The sequence below is a fragment of the Arenimonas sp. genome (assembly GCF_044348765.1).
Taxonomy (GTDB): Bacteria; Pseudomonadota; Gammaproteobacteria; order Xanthomonadales; family Xanthomonadaceae; genus Arenimonas.
On sequence record NZ_JBIKSE010000007.1, the window covers coordinates 1 to 24,932 of the forward strand.

Annotated in this window: 20 protein-coding genes; 7 read left to right on the top strand and 13 right to left on the bottom strand. The window is 59.9% G+C overall.

Features of this window, described 5'->3' with window-relative positions:
- From ACIQ0Q_RS02255 to fabV, 3 genes are all read left to right on the top strand, one after another.
- Positions 1–957: DMT family transporter (locus tag ACIQ0Q_RS02255; protein WP_395771321.1), on the top strand; the 957-nt coding region annotated here is incomplete at its 5' end.
- Positions 954–1,865 carry a pyridoxal-phosphate dependent enzyme gene (locus tag ACIQ0Q_RS02260; RefSeq protein ID WP_395771322.1) on the top strand — a complete coding sequence of 304 codons (912 nt, stop codon included), beginning with the start codon at positions 954–956 and terminating at the stop codon, positions 1,863–1,865. The genes ACIQ0Q_RS02255 and ACIQ0Q_RS02260, both read left to right, overlap by 4 nt.
- Before the next feature lie 93 nt (positions 1,866–1,958).
- Positions 1,959–3,155, top strand: a complete 1,197-nt coding sequence (fabV, locus tag ACIQ0Q_RS02265; protein ID WP_395771323.1) for an enoyl-ACP reductase FabV — start codon at positions 1,959–1,961, stop codon at positions 3,153–3,155.
- Between the two features lie 40 nt (positions 3,156–3,195).
- On the opposite strand, the gene ACIQ0Q_RS02270 is transcribed toward fabV, so the two are convergent.
- Entirely contained in the window at positions 3,196–5,688 is a 2,493-nt protein-coding gene (locus ACIQ0Q_RS02270) for an ABC transporter permease (protein WP_395771324.1), read from the bottom strand.
- Positions 5,685–6,374, bottom strand: a complete 690-nt coding sequence (locus ACIQ0Q_RS02275) for an ABC transporter ATP-binding protein (protein ID WP_395771325.1) — start codon at positions 6,372–6,374, stop codon at positions 5,685–5,687. Before ACIQ0Q_RS02275 ends, ACIQ0Q_RS02270 begins: the two co-directional genes overlap by 4 nt.
- Here ACIQ0Q_RS02275 and ACIQ0Q_RS02280 point away from each other — a divergent pair.
- Positions 6,373–7,026: an arylesterase gene (locus tag ACIQ0Q_RS02280; protein WP_395771326.1), complete on the top strand. Its 654-nt coding sequence runs from the start codon at positions 6,373–6,375 to the stop codon at positions 7,024–7,026. The genes ACIQ0Q_RS02275 and ACIQ0Q_RS02280 overlap by 2 nt on opposite strands.
- Before the next feature lie 90 nt (positions 7,027–7,116).
- Here the strand turns inward: ACIQ0Q_RS02280 and ACIQ0Q_RS02285 are convergent, their stop codons facing one another.
- From ACIQ0Q_RS02285 to bioB, 5 genes are read right to left on the bottom strand one after another with little or no spacing between them, the layout of a single operon-like run.
- The gene (locus tag ACIQ0Q_RS02285; RefSeq protein WP_395771327.1) at positions 7,117–7,857 is read right to left on the bottom strand and encodes a hypothetical protein; all 741 of its coding nucleotides are present in this window, start codon (positions 7,855–7,857) and stop codon (positions 7,117–7,119) included.
- Complete coding sequence (gene bioC / locus ACIQ0Q_RS02290) at positions 7,854–8,723, bottom strand: malonyl-ACP O-methyltransferase BioC (RefSeq protein ID WP_395771328.1); 870 nt, start codon at positions 8,721–8,723, stop codon at positions 7,854–7,856. Before bioC ends, ACIQ0Q_RS02285 begins: the two co-directional genes overlap by 4 nt.
- Entirely contained in the window at positions 8,716–9,486 is a 771-nt protein-coding gene (gene bioH / locus ACIQ0Q_RS02295) for a pimeloyl-ACP methyl ester esterase BioH (protein ID WP_395771329.1), read from the bottom strand. The genes bioC and bioH overlap by 8 nt, the downstream gene beginning before the upstream one ends.
- Positions 9,473–10,651, bottom strand: coding sequence for an 8-amino-7-oxononanoate synthase (locus ACIQ0Q_RS02300; RefSeq protein WP_395771330.1), 1,179 nt, complete (start codon positions 10,649–10,651; stop codon positions 9,473–9,475). Before ACIQ0Q_RS02300 ends, bioH begins: the two co-directional genes overlap by 14 nt.
- 3 nt (positions 10,652–10,654) lie before the next feature.
- Positions 10,655–11,665, bottom strand: a complete 1,011-nt coding sequence (gene bioB / locus ACIQ0Q_RS02305; RefSeq protein ID WP_395771331.1) for a biotin synthase BioB — start codon at positions 11,663–11,665, stop codon at positions 10,655–10,657.
- Between the two features lie 76 nt (positions 11,666–11,741).
- On the opposite strand from bioB, the gene ACIQ0Q_RS02310 reads away from it, so the two are divergent.
- Complete coding sequence (locus ACIQ0Q_RS02310) at positions 11,742–12,374, top strand: ComF family protein (protein WP_395771332.1); 633 nt, start codon at positions 11,742–11,744, stop codon at positions 12,372–12,374.
- On the opposite strand, the gene ubiA is transcribed toward ACIQ0Q_RS02310, so the two are convergent.
- A complete protein-coding gene (gene ubiA / locus ACIQ0Q_RS02315; RefSeq protein ID WP_395771333.1) occupies positions 12,371–13,243 on the bottom strand; it encodes a 4-hydroxybenzoate octaprenyltransferase in 873 nt (290 codons plus the stop codon). The two genes, ACIQ0Q_RS02310 and ubiA, sit on opposite strands and share 4 nt — an antisense overlap.
- A 23-nt stretch (positions 13,244–13,266) precedes the next feature.
- Here ubiA and ACIQ0Q_RS02320 point away from each other — a divergent pair, with 23 nt between their 5' ends.
- A complete protein-coding gene (locus ACIQ0Q_RS02320) occupies positions 13,267–13,719 on the top strand; it encodes a hypothetical protein (protein WP_395771334.1) in 453 nt (150 codons plus the stop codon).
- A gap of 12 nt (positions 13,720–13,731) precedes the next feature.
- Here ACIQ0Q_RS02320 and ACIQ0Q_RS02325 read toward each other — a convergent pair whose 3' ends face one another.
- On the bottom strand, positions 13,732–14,940 hold the full coding sequence (locus ACIQ0Q_RS02325) for a sialidase family protein (RefSeq protein WP_395771335.1): 1,209 nt from the start codon (positions 14,938–14,940) through the stop codon (positions 13,732–13,734).
- A gap of 29 nt (positions 14,941–14,969) precedes the next feature.
- Positions 14,970–17,069, bottom strand: coding sequence for a TonB-dependent receptor (locus ACIQ0Q_RS02330; protein WP_395771336.1), 2,100 nt, complete (start codon positions 17,067–17,069; stop codon positions 14,970–14,972).
- Between the two features lie 260 nt (positions 17,070–17,329).
- On the opposite strand from ACIQ0Q_RS02330, the gene ACIQ0Q_RS02335 reads away from it, so the two are divergent.
- On the top strand, positions 17,330–20,416 hold the full coding sequence (locus ACIQ0Q_RS02335) for a S8 family serine peptidase (protein WP_395771337.1): 3,087 nt from the start codon (positions 17,330–17,332) through the stop codon (positions 20,414–20,416).
- Between the two features lie 10 nt (positions 20,417–20,426).
- Here ACIQ0Q_RS02335 and ACIQ0Q_RS02340 read toward each other — a convergent pair whose 3' ends face one another.
- The 3 genes from ACIQ0Q_RS02340 to ACIQ0Q_RS02350 form a co-directional block, all read right to left on the bottom strand.
- Complete coding sequence (locus ACIQ0Q_RS02340; RefSeq protein WP_395771338.1) at positions 20,427–21,029, bottom strand: response regulator; 603 nt, start codon at positions 21,027–21,029, stop codon at positions 20,427–20,429.
- 109 nt (positions 21,030–21,138) lie between these two features.
- Positions 21,139–23,343: a primosomal protein N' gene (locus tag ACIQ0Q_RS02345; RefSeq protein ID WP_395771339.1), complete on the bottom strand. Its 2,205-nt coding sequence runs from the start codon at positions 23,341–23,343 to the stop codon at positions 21,139–21,141.
- Positions 23,344–23,989: 646 nt separating this feature from the next.
- The gene (locus ACIQ0Q_RS02350) at positions 23,990–24,910 is read right to left on the bottom strand and encodes a DUF3667 domain-containing protein (RefSeq protein WP_395771340.1); all 921 of its coding nucleotides are present in this window, start codon (positions 24,908–24,910) and stop codon (positions 23,990–23,992) included.
- Between the last annotated feature and the right edge of the window lie 22 nt (positions 24,911–24,932).

Below are 24,932 nucleotides of genomic sequence, written 5' to 3' on the forward strand. Positions count from 1 at the left end.
CCTTGGATGTACGGACTCGACATGCTGCATCAGGCCTCAGGGCGTTGGAAACTCGGTTTGTTGTTGGCGCTGGTCACTGCGGCGTGTTGGGCGACCCTGCCGGTGGCTCTGAAGATGAGTCTGAGCGTAATCGACCCGATGACCCTGACCTGGTTCCGCTTCGCCTTTGCCGCGGTGTTCATGGGTTTGTGGTTAGTGGGCAAACGCCGAATGGCGGCTTTCGGAGCCTTGCAACCCACGCAATGGCGCTGGCTGCTGCTGGCTACCGTTTTATTGATTAGCAATTATGTCGGGTATTTGCTCGGGGTGAAATACACCTCGCCCGGCAATGCGCAGCTGCTGATTCAGCTGGCGCCCTTGCTGATGGCGCTCGGTGGTGTGTTCATCTTCCGCGAACGGTTCGTCTGGGGACAATGGCTGGGGCTGCTGATCATCGTGCTGGGTCTGGGCCTGTTCTTCCGTGATCAGTTCGCCGGCGGTCTGGTCACCGGCCACAACTATCTGCTCGGTTCGACTATCGTCGGTGCCGCTGCCTTGTCGTGGGCCGCTTATGCCCTGATGCAGAAGCAACTGTTGTTGAGGCTGTCCTCGCAGCATATTCTCGCGGTCATCTATCTGTTTTCGGCATTGCTGCTGTGGCCATTCGCGCATCCTTCGGCACTGGCCAATCTCGATGTCCTGCATTGGGCGCTGCTGCTGTATTGCGCCGTGAATACCCTGGTCGCCTATGGCGCCTTCGCCGAAGCTCTGGAACATTGGCAGGCCTCGCGGGTGTCAGCGGTCTTGGCGACTACGCCGATGTTGTGTTTGGGCGTGATTGCGCTGGTGCATGCGCTCTGGCCCGATGCCGTGGCTGCCGAGCATGTAGGCCTGCTCGGCTTTGCCGGCGCCGTGCTGGTCGTGCTCGGCTCCGCGCTGAGCAGTCTGCTTGGTCAGAAACCGGAGCAGAAAACATGATCGGTTATGCCGACATCCTCGCTGCCGCCGCGCGCATCGCGCCCTATGCGCTGCGTACACCGGTGAAATCCTCTGCGGCGCTGGATGCCTTATCCGGCGCATCCTTGTTTTTCAAATGCGAGAACCTGCAGGTCGGTGGTGCGTTTAAATTCCGCGGTGCAATCAATGCCGTATTCGCTCTGGACGAAGCCACTGCCGCACGCGGGGTGATCACACATTCCTCCGGCAATCACGGCGCGGCGCTGGCGCGGGCCGCGAAACTGCGCGGTATCGTCGCGCATGTGGTGGTGCCCGAAGGGGCGGTATCCTCGAAACTGGAGGCCATGCGCACCGCCGGTGCCATCGTGCACCGCTGCGCGCCGACCCAGACCGCGCGCGAAGCAATGACCCGCGATCTCATTGCTGAAACCGGCGCCACGCTGGTGCATCCATACGAAGATCCGCAGGTGATGGCCGGGCAAGGCACCGCCACCTTGGAGCTGTTGGCCGAAGTGCCCGCCCTGGATGCCGTGATGGTGCCGATCGGCGGCGGTGGTCTGATTGCCGGCACCGCCGTTGCGCTGGATCCGGTCGATGTTCCACTGTACGGTGTGGAGCCGGAAAGCGCGGCCGACACGGTGGCTTCGCTGCTGGCCAAGGAGCGCATCACCCATCTGGTACCCGATACCATCTGCGATGGCCTGCGCGCTGTGGTCGGCGTGCCCAACTTCGCCATCATCGCCGAACACGTGCTGCAGGTGTTGACCGTTTCCGATGCACAATGCCGTGACGCACAGGCCTTGGTTGCCGAGCAATTGGGCAGTGTCATCGAACCCAGCAGCGCCACCGTGCTGGCGGCAGTGCTGGCCAATCCGGCATTGTTCACCGGCAAGCGCATCGGCTTGATTCTGACCGGCGGCAATGTGTGAAGGCACAGTATTCAAACACTCGTTGGCTAGCATGCGTTTTATAATGAATTCCCGACATTCACGGTCGCTTCCGGCCGAATCAGGACCACTGCCATGATCATCACCCCGAAAACCCGCGGCTTCATCTGCACCACCACCCACCCGACCGGTTGCGCCGTGCATGTTGCCGAACAGATTGCGGTGGTCAAGGAAAACGGTAGCATCGATGGCGGTCCGAAGAGGGTGCTGGTCATCGGCGCTTCCACCGGCTATGGTCTGGCTTCACGCATTACCGCTGCCTTCGGTTGCCATGCCGCCACGCTTGGCGTGTTTCTGGAAAAACCGGCCAGCGAATCCAAGCCCGGCAGCGCCGGTTGGTATAACTCGGCGGCGTTCGAAAAAGCCGCGCATGCCGAAGGCCTGTATGCCAAGAGCGTGAACGGTGATGCCTTCTCGCATGAGATGCGTGCCAAGGTCATCGACATCATCAAGGCCGATCTCGGCCAGGTCGACATGGTGGTCTATTCCCTGGCCTCGCCGGTGCGCAGACTGCCGGACAGTGGTGAGCTGGTGCGCTCGGCACTGAAGCCGATCGGTACCCCGTATCAGTCAACCGCCATCGACACCAGCAAGGATGTCATCATCCATGCCGAAGTGGAGCCGGCCACCGCAGAGGAAATCGCCAACACCGTGACGGTCATGGGTGGTGAGGATTGGGAGCTGTGGATGGACGCCCTGCAGGCCGCCGGCATGCTGGCCGAGGGCGTGAAAACGGTGTCCTACAGCTACATCGGCACCGAGATCACCTGGCCAATTTACTGGCACGGTGCGCTCGGCAAGGCCAAGGAAGACATGGACCGTGCCGCCGCTGCGCTGCGCGCGAAATTAGCAGCGCTCAACGGCAGCGCCAATGTCGCCGTGCTGAAATCGGTGGTCACCCAGGCCTCGGCCGCGATTCCGGTGATGCCGCTGTACATCTCCATCTGTTTCCGGGTGATGAAGCAGCTCGGCCTGCATGAAGGCCCGATCGAGCAGATCGACCGCATGTTTCGCACCGAGCTGTACGGCGCGGGCAACGATCGCGATGAACAGCAGCGCATCCGCATGGATGATTGGGAACTGCGTGAGGAAGTGCAGCACGCGGTGAAACTGATTTGGCCGACAGTGACTACGGTCAATCTGTTCGAACACACTGATTACGCCAGCTACAAAGCCGAGTTCCTGAAACTGTTTGGCTTCGGCATCGCCGGCGTCGATTACGCGGCCGATGTCGATCCGGTGGTGCCGTTCGATGCTATCGAACTGACCTGAGCTGCGCCGCACTTCCAGACAATTTATTGATCGATTATGGTCACAGCGTCCGCAAGGTTTCATTTGGCGGCGCTTCGGTCACCCGCCGCGTGGCCCACAGGCCGGTGACCAGCGCCAGCAGGGTGCCGCCGAGAATGCCATACAGCAACAGCGTGGTTTCGAAACGCCAGGGCAGATTGAACACCTGCACGGTAATCAGGCCAGCGATGGTGCTGGCCGCTAGCGCCGCTACCGTGCCGGCCAGCAAACCGAGGCTGCCGAATTCCGTGGCCTGAGCCAGACGCAGCTGTTTCTTGGAAGCGCCCAGCACGCGCATCACGCCGGCTTCCTGCAGGCGTTCGTCCTGCGAGGCCTGCACCGCGGCAATCAGCACCAGCAATCCCGCCAGCAGTGAAAAATAGAAGACCGATTCGACCACGCGACTGACCTGATCGACCGTACTGCGGACCTGGTTCAACACCGCATCGATATCAATGACCGACAGGTTCGGGTATTCGCGCACCAGCGCATCGATGGTCGGCAGTTTCTGTTTCGGCACATGCAGTGCGGAAATGTAGCTGGCCGAGAAGCCGTCAAGCGCGCCCGGCGAGACCAGCACGAAGAAATTCGGCTTGAAGCTTTCCCATTCCACTTTGCGCAGACTGGTGATGCGTGCCTCCAAAGGCGTTCCGGCCACATCGAAACGGATGCGGTCGCCGAGCTTCCAGTTCAGGGTCTCGGCGAATTCCTCTTCCACCGACAGCTGCACCGGACCGCGGTAGTCCGCATTCCAATAAGTGCCGGCGGTACGCTGGTTGTCGGCGCCGAAACTGGCAGCAGACGAGAGATTGAATTCACGCTCGGCCAGTCGCCGTGCACGCTCGCCCTTGCCGGCATAGGCGGCAGCATTGACCGGCGCGCCATTCACCGCCTGCAGGCGGGCCCGCACCATTGGATACAGCAGCGGTTCGGTCAGGCCCTGCGCTTTTGCAAAGGCACGCACGCCATCGACCTGCTCGCTCTGGACATTGATGACGAAGCGGTTCGGTGCATCGACCGGCAGGGTCTGCTGCCAGCGGCTGAGCAGATCGGTACGCACGAACAGCAGCAGCAACAGGGCCATCAGCCCCAGGCCGAGTGCGGACACCTGGGTGAGCGTCATGCCCTGATGCCGGCTGAGATTGGCCAGGCCGTAACGCCAGGGACCATGCAGCCGGCCGCGCACCTGTTTCAGCCAGCGCAACAGCAAGCAGGCAATCCCGGCCAGAATGATGGCGGTGCCGGCAATGCCGCCAAGAATGATGGTGCCGAGTTCCGCCGATCCGGCTTTCCACCACAGCAGTGCCGCCAAACCGGCGACGCCGAGCAGACCGACCGTCCATGCACTGGGTTCATTGACCGGCACATCGCGGCGCAGCACGCGCAGGGCCGGCACTTTGCGCAGCGCCAGCACCGGCGGCACGGCAAACGCGATCAACACGGTGAAGCCCACCGCATAACCGGACAGCACCGAGCCCCAGCCGACGGCCGGTAACGTCACGCCCATGGCATCGGCCAACCACATTCCCACGCCCCATTGCAGCAGCCAGGCCAGGAACACACCGGCGCTTGCACCGAGCAGTCCGATGAAAAACAATTCGCCCAGCTGCAAGGCCGCGATGCGGCCTTGGCTGGCGCCCAGACAACGCATGACTGCGCTGGCATCCAGATGGCGTGCGCTGTGTCGCCGCGCGGCCAGCGCGATGGCGACCGCCGCCAGAATCAACGACACCAATGCCGCCAGTGACAGAAAGCGGTTGGCCCGGTCGAGTGCCGAACGGATTTCCGGCCGTGCATCCTCCCGGCTCTCCAGGCGCTGTCCGCGTTTGAGATTTTTGCCTTGCTGCGCGGTGAATTGCGTCACGGCGCCATCGTCGCCGGCCACCACCATGCGGTATTGGATGCGGCTGCCATTTTGCACGAGGCCGCTGGCCGACAGGTCGGCATAGGCGATCAGCACTTTCGGAGCGACATTGAAATAATCGAGCGCGGCGTCCGGTTCCTTAATCAGCGTTGCGGCATAACGCAGCTGCAGATTGCCGACACCGACGGCATCACCGATACGGACATTCAATTTTCGTGCGGCATCGCCGGACAGCCAAAGCGTGCCGGCTTCGGGTCCGCCCTGTTGGGCGGTGGTGTTGCCATCGGTACCACGCAGTTCGAATTCGCCACGCAGCGGAAAGCGGCTGTCCACCGCGCGGATGTCGGCAAGGGTCACGGCGCCGGCGGTCTGCACCATGCTCGGGAAGTTCGCGGTCTGTGCATATTGAAGTCCGAGGCCTTCCGCGCGTAGCGAAACGGCATCGGCAATCGGTGTATCGGTGCGCAAAGCGGCATCGCCGCCGAACAGACGGTTGGCTTCCTGTTGCAGGCCGGCTTCGGCGCGGTCGGTGAGCATGCCGACGGCGGTGACGGCCATCACCGCCAGTACCAGAGCCATCACCATCAAACGGATTTCACCCGCCGCCAGATCGCGTTGGGTCTGCCGCCAGGCCAGCTTCAGAACGTTCATGCCACCAGACGCCCGGCGTTCAGGCGCAGCTGGCGCTGACAGCGGGCGGCAAGACGCTCATCGTGGGTGACCAGCACCAGCGTGGTGCCGCGGGTGGCGTTGAGTTCGAACAGTAGATCGGCGATGGTGCGCCCGGTATCGGTGTCAAGGTTTCCGGTCGGCTCATCGGCAAATAACACCGCCGGATTGACCACGAATGCGCGCGCGATGGCGACGCGTTGCTGCTCGCCGCCGGAGAGCTGACGCGGATAGTGCTGCAGGCGCTCGGCCAGGCCGACCTTGTCGAGAATATCGCGCGCTGCGCCTTCCGGATCGGCATGGCCGCTTAATTCCAGCGGCAGCATCACGTTCTCCAGTGCGGTCAGCGCCGGCAGCAGTTGGAAGTTCTGGAATACGAAGCCGACCGACGCACCACGCAGTTTGGCGCGACCGTCTTCGTCGAGCGCGTTCAGTGCGGTACCGAGGATGTCGACGCCGCCTTCACTGGGCGTGTCCAATCCTGCCATCAGCGAGAGCAAGGTGCTTTTGCCGGAGCCGGAAGCGCCGATAATGGCCGCGGTTTCGCCGCGGTTCAGGCTGAAGCTGACATCCTCGAGGATGCACAGTTCCGATTCCGGCAGGCGCACGCGCTTGCCGAGCTTTGTTACCCTGATGGCTGTATCCACTGATTGCTCCCGGAGATCCATGCGAAATCGCGCCCGTAATCTGTTACATGCAGTCTGGCACAGCCAATATCAAGGTTTTGTGTGTCTGGTGCTTGTGCTGATGGTCATGGCTGGCCCAGTTTCGGCCAAACAGACCCTGCTGGTGATGGGCGATTCGCTGTCGGCGGCCTATAACCTGCCGTCCGAACAGGGTTGGGTGGCGCTGACTGCGGCGCGGATGAAAAGCACGCATCCGTCCTGGCAGGTGGTCAATGCCAGCGTGTCGGGGGAAACCTCGGCCGGTGGCAAATCACGGCTGCCGGCGGCGTTGAAGACGCACAAACCGGCCTTGGTCATCATCGAATTGGGTGCCAATGACGGCCTGCGCGGACTGCCGTTGGCACAGACCCGCGCCAATCTGCAGGCGATGATCCGGCAGTCCAAAGCCGGCGGTGCCAAGGTGTTTTTGATCGGCATCCAGATGCCGCCGAATTACGGCAAGGTCTACACCGAGGGCTTCGCGGCCATTTACACCGATCTGGCCAAACAGGAAAAGACCGCGCTCCTGCCGTTTTTGTTGGCACCAATTGCGAGCGACCGTTCCTATTTTCTACCGGACCAGCTGCACCCGAACGCGAAAGGCCAGATCAAGATGCGTGATCACGTGTGGCCTATGCTCAAGCCTTTACTATAAATCTTGGGTTTTGTGCGCGAGTATATTCACCGGCGTTCCCAGGCCTCGTAATGCAGCGCACCGCATGGGCAGGTCCCAGCATAGATTGTGTCATTGTCCAAAGTAAATGCGCATCAACTGTGCACGTAATTCCGACGGCTGTTCGGCGATGGTCTCCAGTAGCCGAAAAATCCCGCGGCAGCGCAGGGTTGGGGCGGTGTTGTCGTTCTGCATGCGTTCGAGATCCTCCAGACCATCGCGGCCGTAGCGTTCGCCGATGCGCGCAGCGATGCGCTGGGTGAATTGCTGGTTCTGCCCTTCCGGAAGCGTTCGTGGCGCCTTGTCCTGGGCACTGGTCACGATTTGGAACAGGGCCGACTCCAGATCCGGCTGCAGTGCGCGGTAGGGTTTGCGCAGCAACCATGGGGTATGGCCGTTTTCATCCAAGCGCGCGGTGGTGGTGTTGAGCAGAATGCCGCACAGCCGGGCATCGGTCTGCGCCATGGCCATCAAGCGCCGTTGCTGGACCAGTAGGGCGTCGATGGCATTGTCATCGCTGCGGGACAGATATGCAGTGCTGGCATTCAGGCCCAATGCCGTGGCGATGGCGCGGCTGGCCACCTGCGTGTTGCGGCGGCCGTTGACGGCCATGAACTGACGCACCTGTTCGCGCCAGCTCACCAGAAAGCCGGCCTGCTGTTCGGCCAGCAGTGCATATGCCGGCTGCCGTTTCCGCGTTTCCATCACGACAGCCTCAGCCTGTCTTTGCAAAGCTACCGGATCCGGAGTGCTGGCAGCACGGCCGATCATGGGCATGATAAGCAGCAGCGATAAAAACAGTCGACGCATCATGAACGTATCCGTCGGGGTATTTGACTGACATCGATACTCGCCACAATCCCATCTTCTCGAGGCCCAGGACTCTGTCCGGGACGGAATGCGATGGCACTAATCACTTCCCAGCTGCTGGCGATACGCCCATCCCGGATCGGGTAGGCGGCGTTCAAGGCGCGCCAGCGGTTTTTACCGGCCAGGCCGCGCGGGCGTTGCGGGCGGGCGTCGGTGGCACCGATGGCCTGCAGCTCCTGCATGAGTGCACGCAGATCTGGGTAGTGCATGGTGTACAGTTCGCGATCGAGCACGCTGTTGCGGAAGCCCGCGCCCTGCAGCGCATCGCCGATCTGCTGGATGGCCGCAAACGGCGACACCGGCGGTGTTTCACCGATGCCGACATAGGCCTCGCGCAGCTCCGTCAGTGTTTCCGGTCCGAAACTGGAGAAGGCGAACAAGCCGCCGGGCGTCAGCACGCGGCGGATCTCACGCAGCGCATCCGGCAGCGGATGCACCCATTGCAGGCAGAGGCTGGAGAAAATGAAGTCGAAGCTGCGGTCACGGAACGGCAATTGCAGCGCATCGGCGCACACGCGTTTGATCGGCCGCCAGAAGCGCGTCTGTTGTGACACCTGGCGCAGCATGGGCAGGGCGATATCCATGGCGATGACTTGCGCTTTCGGCCAGCGTTTTTTCAGAATACCCGCTGCCCGTCCGGGTCCGGAGCCGAGATCGAGAATGCGTTTCGGCGCCGATTCCAGATAGTCGGCCTGCTCCAGCAGGCGGGCTTCTACTTCTTTCTGCAAGGCCGCCGCTGCCAGATAGGATTCGGCGGCCCGTGCGAAATGGCGTTTGATGCCGCGGCGGTCGAACAGATTCTCAGGCATGCACGCCCTCAGCAAACATCCGGATCGCATCGGCAATCGCCGCCGGATGGGTCAGGAATGGTGCGTGTCCGCCATGTTCGTCGCACTGGAAATCACCACCGGCCGTTTCTGCCGCCGCCTGCATGGCTGCCGGATTTACCAGGCGGTCGCGGCGTCCAGCCAGCCACAGGCTCGGCACCTGTAGCTGCGGCAGCTGTCCGCGCAGATCGGTGCTTTCCAGCAGATACAGACCCTGGCGCAACACCTCCGGGTCCGGCGGCCCGAACTCGAAAGCGTTGGCCTGCAGACGGCGCAGGTCGGCACGCAGATGTTCCGAGCCTTGGGCCTCGAGCATGAAGAAACGATGCAGGGTGCCGTCGTAGTCCTGCGCAAGATCAGCGGCAAACTGACGGAACACCGCTGCCGGCATGCCTTCCGGCCAATCAGGACGATCCACGAAACTGGGGCTGGCGTTCATCAGAATCAGGCTGCGGATATGATCCGGAAAATTCAATGCTCCGTGCAGTGCAAACAGACCGCCGAGCGACCAGCCGAGCACGTAACATGGAGATTCCAGTGTCGGCAGCAGGTGATGCCAGAAGGACGGATATTCCAGCGGCAGGATGCTGTCGCGTTGGCTGCCGTGCCCGGGAAGATCAATGCAGCGCACATGGAAGTGAGTCTGCAGGTGCGGCAACAGCGGCGCAAAGATACCGCCATGCATCGCCCAGCCATGCAGCAGAAGCAATTGCGGCTTGACCTTGTCTAAGTCAGTGGCGGCCATCGTCTTTCTCGGTGATTTGTGAAAGCGCATCCACCAATGCATCGATCTGTTTTTCCGTATGTAATGCCGTCAGAGTGATGCGCAAGCGCGATTTGCCTTGCGGTACGGTCGGCGGCCGGATGGCACTCACCCAGAAGCCGGCATCGCACAGCTGTTCGCTCCAGCGCAGCGCACTTGCGTTATCGCCGGCCATCAGCGGTTGAATGGCGGTGTGCGAATCTAGTATTGGTAGGCCGGCAGTCACGGCGCGGCGCCGGAAATGATGGATGTTGTCTAGTAATGCGGCATGGTATTGGGTCTGTGTTTCCAGCAAGTGCAGCGAGGCTGTCAGTGCCGCCGCCATTGCCGGCGCCGGCGCGGTACTGAATAGATACGGGCGCGCAGTTTCCAACAGGTGCTGGATGATGTCGCGTTGGGCAAAAATCAGAGCACCTTGCCCGCCCAGGGCTTTGCCGGCCGGCAATACCAGGATCGGCACATCCGCTGCCTGCAGACCAGCTGCCTGCAGACTACCCAGACCGGTTGCACCCAGTACACCGACGCCATGCGCATCGTCGATCATCAGCGTGGCGTGGTAGCGTTGCGCGATGGCGTGCAGAACCGGGAGATCCGCGGCGTCACCGTCCATGCTGAATACGCCGTCACTGGCCAGAAATAGGGTATCGGTGTTCGCTTCGGCGCAACGTGCTTCGGCCTGAACCATATCGGCATGCGGATAGCGCTTCAAGGTAGCGCCGGAAAAGCGAGCACCATCGAGCAGGCAGGCGTGGTTGTATTTGTCCTGCACGCACACCGACGCGTCATCAAGCAAGGACTGCAGAATCCCGAGGTTGGCCAGATAGCCGCTGCCGGTGAATAGGGCCGCTTCATAACCGAACAAGGCCGCCGCCTGCAATTCCAGCTCACGGTGTACGGCGAAATGACCGGTAACCAGAGCCGAGCCAGCGCTGCCGACGCCATCACGTGCCGCCGACTGCTGGAAAGCCGCGATGACGTCCGGATGCTGGGCGAAACCAAGATAATCATTGCTGGAAAAGTTGATCAGGCTTTTGCCGTCGCATTCGGCCAACATGCCGCGGCGCTGCGATTGCACGTGCCGGTTGCGCCGTGTATGCGCCGCGTCACGCTGCGCGGCGCGCTGGCGCAGGCGTTCGATCAGGGTCATAGCTCAGGCAGCGCAGCTGTCCCCGCACAGCACATCGGCGTGTACGGTCGTGCTTTCTTCCACTACCGGCATGCCCTCGATGCCGAGCTTGGCAAACAGCGCCTGATCGGCTTCCACATCCGGGTTGCCGGTGGTCAGCAGTTTTTCGCCGTAGAAAATGGAATTGGCACCAGCGAGGAAGCACAGGGACTGGAGCTCCTCGCTCATTTCGGCACGGCCGGCCGACAGGCGAACCACCGAGAACGGCATCAGAATGCGTGCAGCGGCGATGGTGCGTACGAACTCGAAGGCGTCGAGCAGGGCGGTGCCGTGCAAGGGCGTGCCTTCCACCTGCACCAAGCGGTTGATCGGCACCGAACCCGGGTGCTCCGGCAGATTGGCCAGGGTCTGCAGCAGTGCGGCGCGCGCCTCGCGGCTTTCGCCCATGCCGACGATGCCGCCGCAGCAGGTTTTCAGACCGGCTTCCCGCACGTTTTCAAGGGTATCCAACCGGTCCTGGTAGTCGCGTGTTTTGATGATGTCGGCGTATTCGTCCGGACCCGTATCCAGATTGTGGTTGTAGTAATCGAGCCCGGCCTCTTTCAGGCGCTTGGCCTGATCGGCATTGAGCATGCCGAGTGTGGCGCAGGCCTCAAGGCCCATCGCCCGCACCCCTTCCACCATGGCGGCTACATTTTCCAGGTCGCGGTCTTTCGGACTGCGCCAGGCCGCGCCCATGCAGAAGCGGGTCGCGCCGGCGGCCTTGGCCTGCGCGGCCTTGGCCAACACTTCGTCCACGTCCATCAGTTTGTGGGCTTTCAGCCCGGTGTTGTAGCGGGCCGCCTGCGGGCAGTAGGCGCAGTCTTCGGGGCAACCGCCGGTTTTGATCGAGAGCAGCGTGGAGACCTGCACCTGATTCGGATTGAAATGCGCGCGGTGCACGCTGCCGGCGCGGTGCAACAGGTCGGCGAACGGCAGGCTCATCAGAGTGAGCACTTCGGCCCGGGTATAGTCATGTCGGATGACGGCGGTCATGGGAAGTTTCCGATGGTGGCGGTGGGCAGGGTGTAGCAACCTGTACAGGATACCCCAGCCCGTCAACCGCGCGCCAATGAATCTTGTTGACCAACTCTGCAAGCACCTGAATTACGGGATTTTTCCAACGGTCTGCCGGCTCTGCGGTAATCCCGGGCTATCGGAGTGGGACCTGTGCCTGCTCTGCTATCGGGCTTTGCCCTGCCGGCCGCCGCCCAAGCTGTTCGGTGAGGGTTTGGTGTGGGCCGGTTTCGATTACGGCGACCCGGTCGACGGCCTGATCCGGCATTTCAAATTTCAGGCCCAACTCGGTGCCGGCCGCCTGTTGGCGCGATTGTGTGAGTCGGCTTTCGAGGACAGCCGACCGATGGCCTTGGTGCCGGTGCCCTTACATATCCGACGACTGCGCCAGCGGGGTTTCAACCAGTCCTTGGAGTTGGCTCGATACTGGGGCCGCCGGCGCAGTCTGCCGGTCCTGCCGGCGGCGCTGATCCGTCATCGCGAAACCGCCATGCAGTCCGCCTTGGCTTCCGCAGAGCGCGAGTCCAATGTGCGGGGCGCTTTCCGTGCCCTGACGCCGCTGCCACGGCATGTCGCGTTGGTCGATGATGTGTTTACTACCGGCGCCACCTGCCGTGCGGCGAGGGAGGCTTTGCTGACTGCCGGCGTGCAGCAGGTGGATGTCTGGTGTCTGGCGCGGGTGACTTAAAGCAGCGCCACCACGAAGCCAATGAATATCAGCAGACCAACCCATTGGTTGCTCAGGAAGGCACGGAAGCAGTCTTCCCGATGGCGCAGGGCGGCGATTTTGAATTGCCACAGAATCACTACGCCGGCCAGCGCGATACAGATGAAATAGGACAGCCCGAAATGATACTGCCGGCCGACTAGCGCTAAGCTGGCCAGAAAGCCGGCTTGCATCATGCCGATGGCCAGCAGATCCATATCGCCCAGAAAAATCGCCAGTGATTTAGCCCCGGCTTTCAGATCATCCTCGCGGTCGATCATGGCATACCAGGTGTCGTAGGCGGTGGTCCACAGCAGATTGGCCAGAAACAGCAGCCAGGCACTCTGCGGAATTCGTTCTTGTACCGCTGCGAACGCCATCGGAATCCCCCAGCCGAAGGCGATACCGAGATAGAGCTGCGGAAAATAGGTGTGCCGTTTCAGGTAGGGGTATGTCACGGCCAGCACGGCCCCGGCCATGCTGAGCAGAATGGTGAGTTTGTTGGTCATCAGCACTAAACCGAACGCAATCAGCATCATCAGCACAAACGCTGTCAGCGCTTCACGGCCGCTCAGTGCACCGCGCGCCAAGGGCCGGGTGCGGGTGCGCTCGACCTGGGGGTCCAGCCAGCGGTCGGCGTAGTCATTGATGACGCAGCCGGCCGAGCGTGTCAGCCAGACGCCGGCACTGAAAATCAGCAACAGGTCAAGCGGCGGCAGTCCCTCCGCCGCCAGCCACAGGGCCCAAAGGGTCGGCCACAGCAATAGCAGGGTTCCAACTGGCCTGTCACCGCGGATCAGCTGCCAATAGGCTTTGTGTTTAGAGGTGACTATGAGAGAATGAAGATTCACTAAAACAGTGTAACAAGCGCGCAGTGAGCCGCCTAGAATTTATGCGTAAAATAATCATCTTAATTCTATTTGTCCAGCTCTCTTGGCTTTTCATTTACCAATCGGCTGCACAGGATAGGTCCTCGACGTCAGCAAAAGCGGGTTCTGCTGGTCAAAACCTTGAGGCCGGTATCGACAGCATGTTCAAGGCCATGGATAAAGATGGTAACAAGCAACTCAGTTACAATGAATTCAAAACGGCAGTAGTCAATGAGCGTAAACAAATGCTCGTGATTGAGAGACTTCGTAACGAGTTTATCCAATTAGACAAAAATCGGAATAGCTCACTTGATGTTGCGGAGTTTAATGCTCATCCTGGCCTTAAATCATTATCTGGGCCTAAGCCGTCATTGTCGCAATTCGATCGGAATGCTGATCAGAAGCTTGATTTCGCTGAATACGTTGGTTTTATCCAGCAAATGAGCCGCGCTAAATAACCTGTCCAAGAGTTATTTCAGTGATATTCGCGCGCCTCTGAGTACTGGTCTGCCATCCAGAACATCGGTCCAGACCACATAAAGTGCCTGTGCAGTCTGCTGCATGCGTGCGAAACCGGTGCCGCGACCACGTCCCTTGAGTGTTGCCAGTAGTATCGGATTTCCGATAGGGCGGCTGTTTGTTCCAAGTCGACTCAGCCACAGGGTCTGTGTGGCAGATTCCTCGGTCCAGAGCAGCCACGCACCACCGGCATCTGCCGCAAGATCGACACGCCCCTGTACACTTTGAGCACTGCGAAGCGTGCGTGCGGGTGCGAATGTCGTGCCGCTGTCGCCCGAGTAGGCCAGACGGATTTTCGGCGTATTTCCGCTGCCCGTGTACCATGCGGCCCATAACGATGAGCCATGGGCGGCAAGTGCGGGGCCATTCACCGGACAGGCTGGCATCCGCCACCGATCGGCCGCGACCACTTTCGGAGTCTGCCATCGGCCATCGACATGGCGTACGGTGTAGACATCGCGGATTTCCTGCGGATCGCGGTCGCGGTAAATAATCACAGAACCCTTGGCGGTCATGGCGGCGTCAGTCTGGCAGCATTCGCAGGTGCGAATATCCAATTCCGACTCGGCTGTCTTGCGGCCATTGCGGTCGAATACTGCCGTGCGCAGCATCATGGCATTGTCTGACGATCCGTGTCCGGCATGCGCATCATGGCCGCCGCCGGTATTGCGGCCGTCCAGCCACGCCACTGCCAATTCGTTTTCTGACCATGGCCACAGGCTTGCAAACCCGTGTTCGGTCGGCGTGCCATCGTCGTTGACACGGATTGGTGCCGCCCAGGTCTTACCGCCGTCATCTGAGCGGTACAGCACGACATCATAGGCATAAGTGCCCTTGGCGGACTTGATCAGATTGTGAGCCCACAGCGTGCCGTCCGGCAATTGCGTCGTGCTGGGAAAGTCGGCCCAGTTCACGAACCAGTTGTCGCCTTCGGCAATGGTGCGTGTTTCGGACCAGCGCGCATTGGCAAAACGTGCGAATTTAAGTTGATGACCGTTGCCGCTGCGCTCAATCCAGCTCAAATTCACGGCTCCATCCGCGCCGCGACTCAGGCTCGGTTGCGCCGCTGCAGTGCCTGCCGGAATCGGCCAGGGTTCAATTACCGCCGGCGCGGCGATGGCAGCCAGTGGTAGCAGCAAGGCAGCGAGGACTCGAATCATATCGTTATTATACTAGCGTCGGAATGCTTTCAGAAATCGAGGTGCATGCTGAGCTTTACTTCCCGTGGCGTACCGATGCTGATGTTGTTGTCGTTGTGCGCTGATGGGTAATAGCGTTTGTCGGCCATATTTTCGATGTTGGCCTGGAGCTTCAGGTATTCGCTGGCCTTGTAATAGATGGCGGCATCGAGACGGCTGAATCCTGGCAACGATACCTTGTTACTGGCCGTGGTGTACACCTTACCTCGGCCATTGATGCCGAGTCCAAGCCCCCAGTGTGCGCTGATATCCCAGCGACTCCAGACATAGCCCGAGTGTTCGGGGACGAGGGGCAGCACGGTCCCGGCCGGAACTGAAGTCGACAGTGCATGGGTCAATTCGGCCTCCTGATAGGCATAGCCAGCCACGATCTGAAGTGTGCGGCTGATATTGCCGCCGATTTCCCATTCCAGACCACGGCTCCGCTGGGCATCGATCAGTAGCGTCTGCATGGGATTCGCCGGGTCGGTCACCGCAACGTTGTTGCGGTCGAGCTGGTACACGGCCACGCTGGTGAATAGACCCTTGCTCAGCTGCCACTTCATTCCAATTTCCGTACTAACAAAGACTTCTGGAGCCAGATTGGCGGTGTTGGGCGTCAAGGAGGCCAGCTGGTCGCCGGCACGCGGCACGAAACTTTCAGCATAACTCGCATACCCCGAGATTGCCTCCGAAGGACTGTAGATCACGCCGGCGCGCGGAGATAGGCGTGTGTCCGTGGTTTCGATGCGTGTCGCGTTGCGCTTGTTGTGGAAATCCATGTGGAACCGATCGAGGCGAAGGCCGGCGATCATCTGCCACCGGTCACCCAGATGGATCTGATCTTGGACATAGAGTGCTGCGGTTTCCGCCGTGCCCTGATTGTCGGCGTCACTGGCGCTCTGCCGGAAATGCACGGGCAGTATCGGTGCAGGATTTTCGATTGCCGCCAGTTCACTGGTCTGTGTGCTGCCGATGCTGCCGAAGTAACCGGTTTCACGGAAGTTAGCGGTATTCTGCCGCCCCAGTTCCGCGCCGACGACAAGGCGGTGGGTGACATCGTCATAGAGGATATCGACGACATAATCGGTCTGGTTGAAGACATTGGTCCGGTCGGTCCGGATGTTGTAAGCCAAAATCTCGACGCCGGTACCACCGACATTGACCGCGCCCGGATAAACGTTCTGGTAAAACTTGCCGTAATCGGCGATACGCGTCCGGCTACGCAGCACGGCACCATCCATGTCGTGTTCAACAAGGACATCGTAGGACGTGGCATCGGCATCGGCATGGCTGTCGTCAGCGTTGCCAAAAAAAAGACTAGGCTCGGTATCCAGCGGTTTTCCAAGATAGGATGGAATGCCGCGGTCAACTGTACGGGTATCACTGAACAGTTCAGCGCTCAGAACCACGCGGGTATTGGCATCGATGCCGAAGGTCATGCCCGGAGCAAAGCCGCGTAGATTGCTGCTGACATCGTTGCGGAAACTGCCGGCATTTTCAATCATGGCATTGAATCGGTAAGCAACGGTATCGCTCAGGGCATCGCCGACATCGACCTCAGCGCGGAGAAAGTCGGCGCTGCCGGCCTGGATGGAAAACGCCTGGTGGTGACCGCCATCGGCCTGTTTGCTGACGCGATTGATGATGCCGCCGGAGCCGCCGCGGCCGAAAACCATCGCATTGGGCCCCTTCAATACCTCCACTTGGCTAACGTTGTAGAGATCCCGGAAATACTGGATATCATCGCGGATCCCGTCCGTGAAGAAATCGCCGGTGCTGGTATTGCCCCGCATCACCGGGGCATCCCGGTGTCCTTCGCCTTGCGCCATGCCGACGCCAGGCACATAGCGCAGGATATCCGACATACCATGCAGGGATTGATCGTCGATTTGCTGCTCGGTGACGACAGTGACCGCTTGCGGCGTGTCTTTCAGTGCCGTTTCGGTTTTCATAGCGCTGCTCGGGTCGCTGGCCTGATAGCGGAAGGGAAACCCTTTGACTTCGATTTTATCTAGGACCGCCGGATCGTCCGGTCGGGCTTGTGCCAGGGAAGTCAGCGTAAGGCAAAGGCTGAGGGCGAACACGGTACGCGAGGGCATGATCAGCATAACCAAATATCTAAATGAGAATCAATCTTATTATCATATACAATAAATAGCAAGTCATGTCATGTTAAATCAACTAAATTATTGATTTATATATTGATTGATATTGGACAAAGCAGACGCTTTCCTTCCTTCAACTGCGAGAAAACATAGACATTCTGGCCGCCCGCTAGCGGGTTGATTACTGGCGGGTGATCCCTTTCACCATTGGGCCTGCCGCTCACGCTAGAATCGAACTGGACCACATTACAGTGAGGAATGGCATGCGGTATCTACGTCAGACGTCTATTTGTCTAGGGCTACTGATTTTGGTTGGTTGCGGCGGCGGCGGCGGAGGTTCTACCAAGCCCGATCCGCAGCCGACTATTGCCTGCTCGCAGCGACTAGGGACGGGTATTTTCGTCACCAGCACGGTCAATAATCCCTCCGTGACCGATTCCACCTGTCCGGCCGGATCGACATTGACCACGTCTGGTATTTCCTATACGAGCACGACCACCAGCTATTCCTGTCCGGATCCCAACAGCAATTCCAATCCGATTGCGACCACCACCACCTCGTCACCAATCGTGACTCAAACCAAGGTCTGTACGGTAACTCCGGTGTTGACCTGTGCGCAGAAAGACGGACAGGGTAGTTTTGTCGATAGCAGTACCACCGATACCGTCACCGACGGCACCTGTCCGACGGGGCAATACGCCGTGCAGAGCGGACTGGCCAGCATCACGACCACGACCACCTATACCTGCCTCGACCCCAATAGCACGGCCGATCCGGTGGCTTCGGTCTTGATCGGAAGTCCGGTGCCGCAGCGGCCAAAAGTATGCAATCTCATTACCCCCGTCAACTACAGCACATACTTTCGCAATAAAACCGGCGTGACTGAAGCCAATGCGGCCGGCTTCACCGGTGCCGGCGTGAAACTGGTGGTGTATGACAACGGATTCAACATCAATAATGCTTCGCTCAAAGACCGCTACAGCATCACGTTCGGCGATCTGACCGACGATGATCCGGACAATACCAGCCATGGCACCAGCGTCGCCGCCATAGCCGCAGGGGGAGCCTGGGGCGATTACCCCGGCGGTGTCGCACCGGCTTCCACCTTGGCACTGGCTGATTGGAATGCCAACATTTTCTCCATCATTACTTGGGGCGCGAAGGTATTCAATTTTTCGTTCGGCTATGGCTATAACGAAGATGACCCAAGCAAAAGCGCCCCCGATGCAAACGGCGCCAGTAGCAGCGATGTAACGCGTTATGTGGCGCCGTGGCTTGACGAGATGCGCGCCATCCGCGATTCCGGCGCGTTTCTGGTAATTTCCGCCGGCAATGACGGCGACCAGGCTGACTACGACAGTGCCGGCATACTGGCGGCGGCGCCGGCCTTCTATACCGATCTCAACAACATCGTGGCGGTGGTGGCGATGAGTCCGTTGAATGGCACCAAGGCCGGGTATTCGAATCCCTGCGGTGCGATTGCGATGGATTTCTGTCTGGCCGCTCCTGGAACCGTCAATCTGCTGTTGCCCACGGTAACCCAAACCGACCCGCTCACCGCAGACTCCTACAAATGGTTTGCCGGAACTTCGGCGGCCGCGCCGGTCGTCAGCGGCATTGCGGCCTTAGTGTACCAAGCCTTTCCGGGCTTTAATGGCAATCAAGTTCGGCAAACGCTGCTAACCACTGCCACCGATCTCGGTGCGCTCGGCGTGGATCCGATTTACGGCTGGGGTTATGTCAACGCCGAAAAGGCAGTGCGCGGACCTGCGTTATTGCCGACCTCCTTTTCTGCGGCCGTGCCGGACTCGGTGAACTGGACATTCAGCAATGATATCTCCGGAGACGGCGATCTAATTAAAATCGGCGGTGGCGGCTTGTCGCTGACCGGCAACAACACCTATACCGGGCCGACGCGCATCGACAGCGGTTCCTTGAACCTTTATGGAAGCCTTGGGAGCGATGTATTTCTCCGTGGCGGGGCGTTTAACGCCTACGGCGGCATCATCAACGGCGATGTATATGCGGATGCGGGTACGCTCGGCCTGGCTGCCGGAAGCACGCTGCAGATCAACGGCATGCTGGATCTGAACGGTACCGGCCTCAGGCTGCTCGCACCGTCTGGGTACACCAGCCAGTGGCAGGGCACGGTGCTGACCGCAACATCCATCAGCGGCACGAGCGAGAGCCAGATAGACTCGCCCTGGTTCAGTAGCAGCGCAAGCATTCGGGATACGCACATCGACGCCAGCATCCAGCGCCGCGCGGTGACCGATGTCTTGCAAAGCTACAGTGCCACGCAGTTGAATTCGGCGGCGAATCTCGAGGCGGCTTTTGTGCAGCTCGATCGTGGTGCCGGCAGCGAGGCACTCCGGCAATCGGCGGCGGCCTTGCAATCCACCGATGCCGGACGCGCGGCAGCAGCGATTCTCGCCTTGTCTGGGCAGTCACAGACCACCATGAAAGATGTTGTGCTTGAAACTAGTGATGCCTTGCAGCCGCTTTTGAACGAGCGCCTGCGGGACATCGAGCGCGTGGATGGCGAACGCGGTGGCGCATGGTTCATGTTCGCCAGTCCCGATGCGCGCAAGCGTGAAAGCGGCTTCCTGGACACCGACATCAACAGTACACTGTGGGCCGCCGGTACCGACTGGCGCTGGCAGGATGTCAGCATTGGTGCTGCGGCCTTCACGGCCGATGACCGTATACAGTACGACGGCGTCCGCGATCAGATCCGCGGCGACCGCACCGGCATTGCCCTGTATGCGCGCCAGCAAAGCGAAGTCTGGTATTGGCAAGGCTATGCCCTGTATTCGGAATTCGACAGCCGAATTACACGGACATTGGACACCGGACTCAACGATAGCTTGGCAGATAGCCGCAGTGAAGGCGATTCACGTGGACTTTCCATCGAAGCTGGCCGTAAATTCGGCCCGCATTTCGGATTGGCGTTGCTCGCCAGTGCCGATTGGGCCGACTTGGATGCCTATGCGGAAACCGGCAGCACCGGACTGGAGCTTGGTTTTCCGGACGCAAGCCTGAACCGCGTCCTGTTCGGTCCGGATCTGCGCTACGGCCGTGAGCTGCCAAACGGATTTGCCTGGGATGTGCAGGCCGGTTACCGGTTCGTGCTCAATGATGTCGATACCGGGATGCGTGCTTACTATGTCGGGCTACCGGACACCGGCTTCACCGTGGAAGGCATGCCGTATCCGGAGGGCTTCCTGAGCTGGGGGCTGGGTCTGGGTTATCGCCGCGCCGAGTCCCACTGGTACCTGCGTGGCAATGGCCAGGACAGCGGGAATGCCGACCGCTTCACGCTCTCCGCCGGTGTCCGCATCGCTTTTTGATCCGATCCGATCAGATCAGACCCAGGCTGAGTGCGTACTCCTGTAGCTCGGAGTGCGACCGGGCTTGGGTTTTCTGCATGATGTGGGTGCGGTGTGCATACAGCGTCTTGTCGGTGATGCCCAGTTCGGCAGCGATGGCTTTCGGATTCTTGCCCTGCAACAGGGCCCGCAACACATCGCGTTCGCGTGGGCTGAGACGAATTTCCGGATGTTGCATCCCGCGCGCGATGTCCGAAGACAGATAGCGGTTGCCGTTGATTACGCTGCGGATGGCCAGAACCAGTTCTGCGGCGGCGCGGGTCTTGGTGATATAGGCGTTCACGCCGAATGACAGGGCCTTGGACACGAAGCCGGGATTTTCATGCATGCTCAGTACAATCACCAGCAGCTCCGGATATCCGGGCCGGATGCGCTGCAGCAACGGGAAGCCGCCGCCTTCGGGCATGTTCAGGTCGGTGATCAGTAGATTAGGTCGGTGCCTTTGCAGTAGCGGTTCAAGTTGACTCGGCCGTTCGCATTCGGCACAGACCTGCAGGTCTGCCTCGCTGTTCAGCAGATGCTTGATGCCATCGCGGAGGATGGCATGGTCATCGAGCAGGGCGATTTTGATCATGGTCCATTATGCCAAAGAATCCGCACCGGCACGCCGGCCCTCAACGGACCTCTGTATGTCCGTTCGGTTACGGACTGTATGTATATGCTGCTGTGGCAGCCTGGCGAGGCTAAAGAAAATCGCAGGGATCGACGTCGAATGACCAACGTACCTTCCGCGATGACTTGAGAGCATGCACCTCATCGCGGATAGCGGCCAGCAGGCTCTGCAGGCCGTTCCGTTGCATCGCATTCAAGACCAGCTGCCAGCGGTAACGGCTGGCCCGGCGCGGCATGCCGGCCGGCAGGACGCCGGAGCTGTGCATCGCAAGTTTTAGTTCGCGCCGTTGCGCATCGATCATTGCGGCCACCTCATTGAGGAAGCGTTGAGCGGCCTCGCTATGAACCGATTCCGCGCGCAGCAGTGCCATGTGGGTGAAGGGCGGTAGCTCCGCCAGCCGACGCTCATCGAGGGCCTTGCGGGCGAATCCCCGATAGCCGCCAGCGAGTAGATCCGCCAAAAGCGGGTGGTCCGGATGATGCGTCTGGATCAGTACCTGTCCGGGTTTGTCGGCGCGACCAGCACGTCCGGCCACCTGGATGAGCAGTTGCGACAGTTTTTCATGGGCGCGGAAATCGGATGAGAACAGGCTTTCATCGACGCCGACCACGCCGACGAAGCGCAGATTGGGAAGATCATGGCCTTTGGCCAGAATCTGGGTACCGACCAGAATGCCGGGAGCATCGCCGATTTCCGCCAATTGACCGGCCAGTCCGTCACGCCGGCGCGTGGTTCCGCTGTCAACGCGAATGCAGGGATAATCCGGGAATGCCGCGGTCAATGCTTCTTCCAAGCGCTCGGTGCCGAAGCCCTGCGGCTGCAACGCCAGCGAAGCGCAGTCAGGGCAGGCCGGGGGTCTTGGTTTTTGATGGCCGCAATGATGGCAATGCAGACGCCGCTGTCCGGCATGCAGGGTCAGTGCGGTGTCACAGCGAGGGCACTGTGCGATGAAACCGCAGTCATGGCAGAGCAGTGCCGGGGCATAGCCCCTGCGGTTCTTGAACACCAGTGCCTGGCCGCCGTCATCGAGACAGGCCGCGATGCCATCCAACAGGGCTTGGCACAGTCCATGCTGCAGCCGGATTTTCCGGATATCGGTGATGCGCACCATCGGCGGTTTGGCGGATCCGGCCCGTTCCGGCAGATGATGCCGCCGATAGCGACCAATATCGGCATTGTGCCAGGACTCCAGGGACGGTGTCGCGCTACCGAGCAGCACCGGGACATCGAGGGACTTCGCACGCAGCACGGCCAAATCGCGCGCATGGTAGTGGAAACCATCCTGTTGTTTGTAGCTGCTGTCGTGCTCCTCATCGATAATCACCAGGCCCGCTTCCGGCATCGGCGTGAATACCGCCGAACGGGTGCCGATTAATACGCGTCCGATACCCTCGGCCATGGCGGTCCAGGCCCGCGCACGGTCACCATCGGAAAGATTCGAATGCAATACATGCACCGGTACCGGCAGGCGCGACCGGAAGCGCGCCACGGTCTGCGGCGTCAAGCCGATTTCCGGCACCAGAACCAGGGCCTGCTTGCCGCGCGCCAGGCAGTCGCGCACGGCCTGGATGTAGATTTCGGTTTTGCCGCTGCCGGTGACGCCCTCTATCAAGTGCACGGTGAAACCAGGTGACGTTTGCAGGGCTTGTACACAGGCCTGCTGGTCGGCATTCAGCACCGGTCCATCCGCCACCGGTGCCGCGCCTGCCTCGTCGTAACGGTTCAAGGCGAGCCGTTCGACCCATTGCCGTGCCTGCAGACTGCGCATGCTACTACGCCAGCCCACAGTATCGGAATCCAGCAGCGCCTCCGAGACAGCGCCGGAACGCAGACGCATCGCCAGCGCCTGCGGTTTGCTGTTCCTACGCAGGCTGTCGATGCCGGCATTGCCTTCGGCAGTCAATTGCCACGCATAAATACAGACCTCCGGTGGTGTCTTGCCTTCGCGCAGCAATGCAGGCACGGCGGCACTCAGGACCTCCCCGAGTGGCGCCTGATAATACTGAGCGGTCCAGCGCAGGGTCTGCAGCAGTTCCGCCGTCATCACCGGCATCCGGTCCAGACGCGTCACAATCGGCTTGAGTGCTTCCGGTGGTGTTTCCGCCACGCCCACGGCACTGACCCAGCCGACTAATTCCCGGGCCCCGAACGGTACCCGAACCCGGCAGCCGATCCAACTCTGGTCAGGAGTGTTTCCGTCCTCACTCAGATAATCGAACAAGCCCGGCAGTGGCAAGGGGAGGGCGACCTTCAGACATTGCAGCGGTTTGAACAAGCGGGCCGTCTCGGTGGCGGTGGATAAAAGTGTGGATGCAAGAGTTCTAGAATAGTCCATATGGCAGTGTGTCGCCGCATACTGGCGCAGCGATGGCTCTGGCCGGTCATTGTGTCATCTTTGCAAACAGCAGCTTAACGAAGTGTGTAACCCGATGGCGATGTCCGCTGTCCTGAAAAGTGCGAATCAAATACCTACTGCAATGCTGTGCACAAATTTCAGTCGCTTAGCCATGACTTGCCTTGCATGCGGGTAATTCAATGCCATGCTGGAGGGCAATTGTCCTCAGTTGCTGGGGGTTGTTGAGCATGTCTTCCAAGACTATGGACTATCTTGTTCATCTATATCGAGAAACCGTATTATCCACATGCATTGTGGATAACAATGTGGATAGGGCGGCGAACAAGCCACGTCGGGCTCTTTGTGACGGTCATTTCAGCAACTTGATTATTTTTTAATCAAATTGAAATAATTAATATAATTCAATAATTTATGAAGATAATAGGTGGCCTTGACCGGCTAATTCAGCAAGCACCAAAGCAAAACTGGTGATTTTTTCACCTGTTGAAAAGGTTTCACACGCAAAGCCTTGTTCAGACAGCATTCAGTAAAAAATCCACTAAAAACTGCGTAATGTTTCACGCAGTCACAGCAGCAACAGACCGAAGAGAATATTCAGAACCACACCGAAGGCCAGCAAGCTCAGATAGCAGAGTCCGAGCAGCATGAATTTGAATACCGTCATTTTCCAGCTTTGCCGGTAAGTCCGCTTCAGCCCAATCAGGAGGTAGGCCGGCACCCAGAGCCCCAGCAGGCTGCTGAACAGAACCGTCAATGATTGCCACCAGTTGGAGGAGACCCAGTCGCTCATCCACCACAGTACGATGTCGAGGGAAATCGTCAGCAGCACAAACGCATGGTTATGCAGGGCGATGATCAGATGCTCCATGTACAGACGCCTATCGAACAGATAGACGATTTTCAACAGCAGAGCGAAGAGCGGCAATAATACCAGCAGGGCTTGGGGCGCCGCCGCCAGTCCCGTACGCAGCAGCTGCGTCCAGTCTTTGTTGCCGAGGATTTTTTCCAGTCGGCTCAAGCGTTCGTGCAGCAAGTCTTTGGCCCCATCCGGTAACCCATTGGCCGCGATCGGAGCGGCCTTGATATCCCCGATGGCGGAGTACATATCATCGCCGAACGCTTTTGCTGCGCCCGGCTCGATGGAGCTCAGGGTGGTTTGCTCCCCAGTCAGGATCTCGAGATTTTGCTGGATCAGAAAGAATGTCACGATGCTGAGCAGGAAGTACAGCTTGATCGGGCTGATGTAGCGAGTACGCCGGTCGGCGAAGTATTCGTTGCTGAGCCGCCCCGGGCTTAACAACAGGACTTTCAGGGTGTCCAGCAGGCGGGTGTCGAGATTCAATACATCATTGAAGAATTCGCCGGCCAATTGCCCGAAATGCCGCACCGGGGATTTCTGCTTCTGCCCGCATTGCGGGCAGTAAATGCCGTTCACTACGGCTAGGCAGTCGCCGCAGCGTCGTTGCTGCGAAGAGGGTAGCGTCATGGCGTGTGCTCCGAGATCTGGT